Origin of the sequence: Gardnerella sp. 30-4, assembly GCF_001641215.1 — a bacterium.
In the GTDB taxonomy this organism is placed as follows: Bacteria; Actinomycetota; Actinomycetes; order Actinomycetales; family Bifidobacteriaceae; genus Bifidobacterium; species Bifidobacterium leopoldii.
In genome coordinates this window covers 23,387-29,430 of sequence record NZ_LXJL01000048.1, presented here as the reverse complement: position 1 = coordinate 29,430, position 6,044 = coordinate 23,387, and the positions used below count along the sequence as shown (strand labels likewise).

At 48.6% G+C, this 6,044-nt stretch carries 5 protein-coding genes and 1 tRNA gene; all 6 read right to left on the bottom strand.

The window, feature by feature from the left end; translation table 11 throughout:
* Positions 1-178: 178 nt before the first annotated feature.
* Positions 179-1,081 (bottom strand): transcription termination/antitermination protein NusG, encoded by a 903-nt coding sequence (nusG, locus tag A5294_RS03960; RefSeq protein WP_004106255.1) that lies wholly within the window; start codon positions 1,079-1,081, stop codon positions 179-181.
* A gap of 41 nt (positions 1,082-1,122) precedes the next feature.
* Entirely contained in the window at positions 1,123-1,350 is a 228-nt protein-coding gene (gene secE, locus A5294_RS03955) for a preprotein translocase subunit SecE (protein ID WP_004106254.1), read from the bottom strand.
* A gap of 36 nt (positions 1,351-1,386) precedes the next feature.
* Positions 1,387-1,462: transfer RNA gene (locus tag A5294_RS03950), tRNA-Trp, on the bottom strand.
* A 157-nt stretch (positions 1,463-1,619) separates the two neighbouring features.
* Positions 1,620-2,858, bottom strand: coding sequence for a pyridoxal phosphate-dependent aminotransferase (locus tag A5294_RS03945; protein WP_004106253.1), 1,239 nt, complete (start codon positions 2,856-2,858; stop codon positions 1,620-1,622).
* 319 nt (positions 2,859-3,177) lie between these two features.
* On the bottom strand, positions 3,178-4,323 hold the full coding sequence (gene proB, locus A5294_RS03940; RefSeq protein ID WP_004106251.1) for a glutamate 5-kinase: 1,146 nt from the start codon (positions 4,321-4,323) through the stop codon (positions 3,178-3,180).
* Positions 4,324-4,348: 25 nt separating this feature from the next.
* A complete protein-coding gene (obgE, locus tag A5294_RS03935; protein ID WP_064340521.1) occupies positions 4,349-6,031 on the bottom strand; it encodes a GTPase ObgE in 1,683 nt (560 codons plus the stop codon).
* Positions 6,032-6,044 lie beyond the last annotated feature (13 nt).

The following is a 6,044-nucleotide window of genomic DNA, read 5'->3' as shown; positions in this document are numbered from 1 at the left end:
CTTTATTATTTACATTGATAAAAGCACTGTAATTGCAAGAAAATTTAGGATTATTTCCCCATTTTACGGCGTGTTGCAGTAAATAATAAAAACCGGGGCGCGAATTAACACACCCCGGTTTGTAAAAGTTACAAAAACTTAAAGCTTTTCACTCAAGCTTTTGGATCAGTCTTTCATCTCAAACAATCGGCTCCACTTGGTTGAATCCAAGCTCCACAGGAGTTTCACGCCCAAAGATGGAAACCAACACTGTAAGCTTCTGAGTTGTAGGCTCCACGTCCGAAACCACAGCTGCCATCGTTGAGAATGGACCGTCAGTCACAGTCACCTGATCGCCAACCTTGTAAGCAACCTCAACCTTACGCTTGCGCGCTGCAGCCGGCTTATCGCCAGCATTCTTCAAAGCTTCGGAAGCAATCATCGGAGCCATCATTGACACAACTTCCTTGCGGCTCAATGGTGCAGGCTCTCTAGAAGGACCAACAAAACCAGTCACGCCCTCAGTCTCGCGCACAATGCGACGAGCGTTCTCATCCGGCCACATGCGAATCAACACATATCCTGGCACACGCACACGGGTAATAACCTTCTTACCCTTTTCTGTATGCTTCTCGACTTCTTCCATAGGAACTTCAATCTGGAAAATCTTATCTTCCAAACCAAAGTTCTGCACGCGGGATTCAACGTTAGTTTTCACGCGCTTTTCGTAACCAGAATACGTGTGAAGAACGTACCACTTGCCTTCCAAAGTGCGAAGTTTCTTAGAAAATTCTGCTACAGCGATTGCGCCGGCATCAGTTGGGTCGGCTTCGTTCACATCATCAGCATCAGTAGTTTCGCCAGTTTCGCCAGTTTCGTTAGAAGCATCAGCAACACTGTCAGCTACAACACTGTCAGCAGCAGCGCCATCAGCTACATCAGCTTCAACATCAGCAGATTCCTCATCCACATCAGCTTCAACAGACTCGCTAGAAGCAACAGCTTCATTATTCACAGCTGATTCGTTTGCTTCGTCAGCATCATGAGAAGCAAAAGCCTCATCAGCTTCACTTGCTTCTTCGAGATTGAATTCATCAGTCATCTTGCATACACCTTCAAAATTTCAACTCAGCCAATTTCAACTCAGCCGAACAGCCACATTACGGACTTACCCAAACCGAAGTCCATGCAGGTGACGAAAGCCATCAAAAATACAACAAATATGAAAACTGCAGACGACCAAGCAAACAACTCTTTGCCATGAGGTGCAATAACCTTGCGTGTCTCGTCAATAGTTTGCTTAACGAACATGCCAATACGCACGAACAAGTTATGCTTTACTGCTTTCTTAGTACTGCGTGCCTGCGCCATGCTTGAATCCTTCGTGTAAAAACTTGAACAAAAAACTGGCAGGGACGGCGGGACTCGAACCCACAACCTACGGTTTTGGAGACCGTTGCGCTACCAATTGCGCCACATCCCTAAGGTGAACTTGCTCATCATACCCCAAAAGGAACGAAATAGCAAACCGCCAGATAGACATACTATCTCATGGGCATGATTTCGTTATATCATCACACAAAAGCGAGTGTCGCATTTTGCAATGGTAAGCAAGTTATTATTTTGCAATAAATACTTGCTTAAGCTTCAACCCACTTCTTCATGCGACGCATGCCCTCAGCAAGCTGGTCGTCAGCAAGAGCGCAAGAGAATCGCAAATATCCAGGAGCACCAAAAGCCTCTCCTGGAACCGCAGCAACATGCGCTTCGTCAAGCAACATTTCAGCAAATCGAGAAGAAGTATGCGGCACTTCGCCATGCTCCCCGAGCGGACGCTCAAGCAGCGCCTCAACGTTAGCAAACGCGTAAAAAGCGCCATGAGGAAGAGGGCAAGTAACGCCGTCAATATTGTTCAACGCTTCCACAATCGCTTTGCGTCGAGCGTCAAAAGCCCCACGCATAGTGGCAACCACGTCTAGCGAACCGCCGACTGCAGCAATTGCTGCACGCTGCGAAATATTAGAAACATTAGAAGTCATATGGCTTTGAAGCTTAATTGCAGCTTTAGCAACATCTTCTGGTGCCACCATCCAACCAACACGCCAGCCAGGCATGGCGTAAGTTTTCGCAACACCATTCAAAATCAGCAGCTGCTCGCGAATTTCCGGCACCTCAACGCCAATATACGAAGTCGAAATGCCGTCGTAATGCAGGTGCTCGTAAATCTCATCAGAAATAACCCAAATATGGTGTTTTACAGCCCACTCACCGATTGCGCGAATAGTTTGCGCGCTCCAAATAGCGCCTGTAGGATTCGAAGGCGAAGTTACGATAATTGCGCGCGTGCGTGAAGTGCGAGCGGACTCAATTGCCTCAATATCTGGCTCAAAACCGCAATCTGCACCTGCCAAAACTGGTACAGGCACGCCGCCTGCAAGCTTCACAGCCTCCGGATAACTCGTCCAATATGGAGCTGGAATAATAACTTCGTCGCCATCATTTAAGAGAATTTGGCAAGCCTCATACACAGCTTGCTTTCCGCCGTTTGTAACTACGACTTGTTTTGGGGAAACTTCGTAGCCGGAATCTCGCTGCACTTTGCTCGCAATCGCCTCCCTAAGCTCCGGTAAACCTGCCGTAGCAGTATAACGATAGTTGCGCGGGTCTTTGCAAGCTTGTGTTGCAGCATCAACAATGTAAGAGGGAGTAGGAAAATCTGGCTCGCCTGCGCCAAAGCTTACAACGTCAATGCCGTCAGCTTTCATAGCTTTTGCCTTGCCGTCTACTGCCAAAGTTGCACTCGGAGCGACCCGGTTAATACGCTCGCTTAATACGCGCCAATTTTCTGAGGATGAAGTTTCTGCGATATTCTCTGCCATGATTTACAGTGTAACCTTAAGCCGCGAAACGGCAAATCTGCCGGAAATTTATAAACGAAGCGCGACTACAAACGCTCTAGTTCCAAAATCGTATTTATCTGCGCTTCTTAAGATACTAGCGACATTTTCTACACACGGATGTAAAGTTTCTGCCGGTTTTTGGTGAGATTCCGACATTTTCTACACACGCTTGTAAAATTTCTGCCGGTTTTTGGTGAAATTCCGACATTTTCTACACACGCTTGTAAAGTTTTTGTCGCTTTCGTAGTTTTTGGAAACATTTGTCGTGTGATTTTCCGGCAAATATAGCCGCATCTAACTACACAAGCACGAGATTGTCGCGGTGCACAACCGGATGCGCATACTGACGGCCGAGTGATTCTTCAAGCTCATCGCTCGTACGCCCCATAATCTCCGGAATTTCCTCCGCGTCAAAAGCAACCAAACCCTTAGCCAAATGGTTACCCTGCTCATCGTCAATCCACACAGGATCCGTCGCCGAAAACTCGCCACGCACGCCAACAATACCAGCCGCAAGCAAGCTCGCGCGACCTCCGCGAACCGCCTTCGCAGCACCATTATCAACCACCAAAACTCCGTGCGGATGCGAAGCAAAACCAATCCAAAGTCGCCTTGAAGAATCGCGCGTATGCACCGGCGCAAACACAGTACCAACAGCATCTCCAGCCAGTGCCGGACCGGCATTTCCAGCGCAAGTTAGCACAGTTGGAATTCCCGAAACTGCAGCAACATGCGCAGCTTCCATCTTCGTCACCATACCACCGGTACCTACGCCCGAAACACTTGCGCCAACTTTCACTTCTTCAATCGCGCGCGTCACATCTGGCACAAAACTCACACGCTTAGCACCCGGTTCACTAGGCGGCGCAGTATAGAGAGAATCCACATCCGTAAGCAACACAAGAGCTTCCGCTCGCACAATATTTGCTACAAGAGCTGCAAGACGGTCGTTGTCACCAAATCGAATTTCGTTGCTAGAAAGTGCATCATTTTCGTTTACTATTGGGATTACGCCAAGCTCAAGCAAACGTAGCATTGTGCGTTGCGCATTTCGGTAGCGCGACGGCGAAATAGTAACGTCCGCCGTAAGAAGCATTTGCCCGACTCTGAAACCAAATTGCGAAAATGCTGCTTCGTATTGAGCCATAAGCAATCCTTGACCAACTGAAGCCGTTGCCTGCTGAGTTGGCACATCTTTAGGACGCTCATTAAAGCCGAGCAAACCAAATCCAGCTGCAATTGCGCCAGAAGACACAAGCACAATGCGAGCGCCTTGCATTTGCGCGTGACTTATTGCAGTCACAAGAGCGCGCAACTTTTGCACATCCAGCTGACCGGACGCGCTCGTAAGTGAGCTTGAGCCAACTTTTACGACGATTGTGCGCGCCTCACGAATTGAACACCGAACCCCATCTTCGGTAAGCTCAATTTCTGGATTATTCATAAGATTCCCCTTGACCTTGATTTTTCTAGTTTTTCTGCTCTTCTCCACGACCAAACAAGCTATTTTCATCATGGCGATCGTCATCCACAGAAGGATCTGCCCAGTGACCCGACTTTCGCTCAGCCATCATCGCGTCTCGAACTGCGCTCTTTGCATCCATCATGCTGTGATAATCTCGTCTACGCTCAGCATTCGTACGCCTTGCTCCGCGAGGATCGTTCGCTTCGATTCGCAAATCCTTACCACGCGCACCCAAGTTAGCGCCGTCCAATCCTTCTGCACCGGCAGCAATATTTGGATCCCAATCGAAACAAACCATATGATTCCCAGTGCCAATACGAATTTCGTCTCCTGGACGCGCGCCCTTCTTGCGCAATTCATCCTCAACACCAAGCTTTGCTAAGCGATCCGCCAAATAACCAACGGCTTCGTCGTTGTCAAAATTCGTTTGCACAACCCAGCGCTCAGGTTTTGTGCCAGTAACAGTGAACCAAAAATCACCATTCCTGTCTTCCTCGCGCTTAATTTCAAAGTCTGCACTATTTCCACGTCCATCATCGCGGCGACGACGCAAAGCTGAAGTCTGCTGCTCAAGCGGCTGGATGACAACACGCTCTTCTTCTCGTGCTGCTTCCTCGGCAGCGAGCTTCTCGCGCATCTTTTCAACCAATCGTCCAAGCGCAAAACCAAGCTCTTTCAAGCCTTCGTGAGACGCGGTAGAAATCTCAAATACAGTCAATCCCATTTTCTCAAATTCACCGCGTACAAAATCAGCCAATTCTTTAGCTTCAGGCACATCGACTTTATTTAGCACAATAATGCGCGGACGCTCTGGAATTGGAATCGCACCCAACGGAAGCTCAAGTTTATCAGCGTATTGCGCAAGCTCATGCTCAAGAGCGTGGTAATCGCTAATTGGATCGCGATTTGGCTCCAGCGTTGCGCAATCAATTACATGCGCAATAATCTCTGTGCGCTCAATATGACGCAAAAACTCAAGACCTAAGCCTTTTCCTTCGGAAGCTCCTGGAATTAAGCCTGGAACGTCTGCAATTGTGTAGCGATAGTTGCCGAAGCTTACAACGCCTAGGTTTGGCACCAAAGTAGTAAACGGGTAATCAGCAATTTTCGGCTTAGCTGCACTAATTGAGGCAACTAAGCTTGATTTTCCTGCAGAAGGGAATCCAACTAAAGCTACGTCTGCGATAGACTTGAGTTCCAAAATTACGTCGCGTTCTTCGCCAGGCTCACCTAAAAGCGCGAATCCTGGGGCACGACGAGTTTTGTTTGCGAGTGCTGCGTTACCAAGACCGCCGGCACCCCCCTGCGCCACAACGAATTTGTCTCCAACATGTTGCAAATCCGCCAAAACTTCGCCAGGTCGCTTTTGAGAGCCTGCGGCACCGCGTGCTGTAAAAACAACAGTTCCAACAGGCACTGGAAGCACTAAGTCTGCACCTTTTGAACCGTCTTTAGTGTCACCTAAGCCCATCGTACCGTTTTCTGCAGTGCGGTGAGGCATGAAGCGGTAGTCAAGTAAGCTGTTTGCATTACGATCAGCTACAAAAATAACGGAACCACCGTCACCGCCATTACCGCCATTTGGGCCTGCTAATGGTTTGTACTTTTCGCGACGAACTCCGGCAGATCCGTTTCCGCCATCTCCGCCTTTTACATGCACTGTTACGCGGTCTACAAAATCACTCATACTGCTACCTTAC

What these genes read in the sequence shown, in the direction of transcription:
- nusG (WP_004106255.1), bottom strand. Translation starts at nt 1,081, where the DNA reads ATGACTGATGAATTCAATCTCGAAGAAGCAAGTGAAGCTGATGAGGCT.
- secE (WP_004106254.1), bottom strand. Translation starts at nt 1,350, where the DNA reads ATGGCGCAGGCACGCAGTACTAAGAAAGCAGTAAAGCATAACTTGTTC.
- A5294_RS03945 (WP_004106253.1), bottom strand. Translation starts at nt 2,858, where the DNA reads ATGGCAGAGAATATCGCAGAAACTTCATCCTCAGAAAATTGGCGCGTA.
- proB (WP_004106251.1), bottom strand. Translation starts at nt 4,323, where the DNA reads ATGAATAATCCAGAAATTGAGCTTACCGAAGATGGGGTTCGGTGTTCA.
- obgE (WP_064340521.1), bottom strand. Translation starts at nt 6,031, where the DNA reads ATGAGTGATTTTGTAGACCGCGTAACAGTGCATGTAAAAGGCGGAGAT.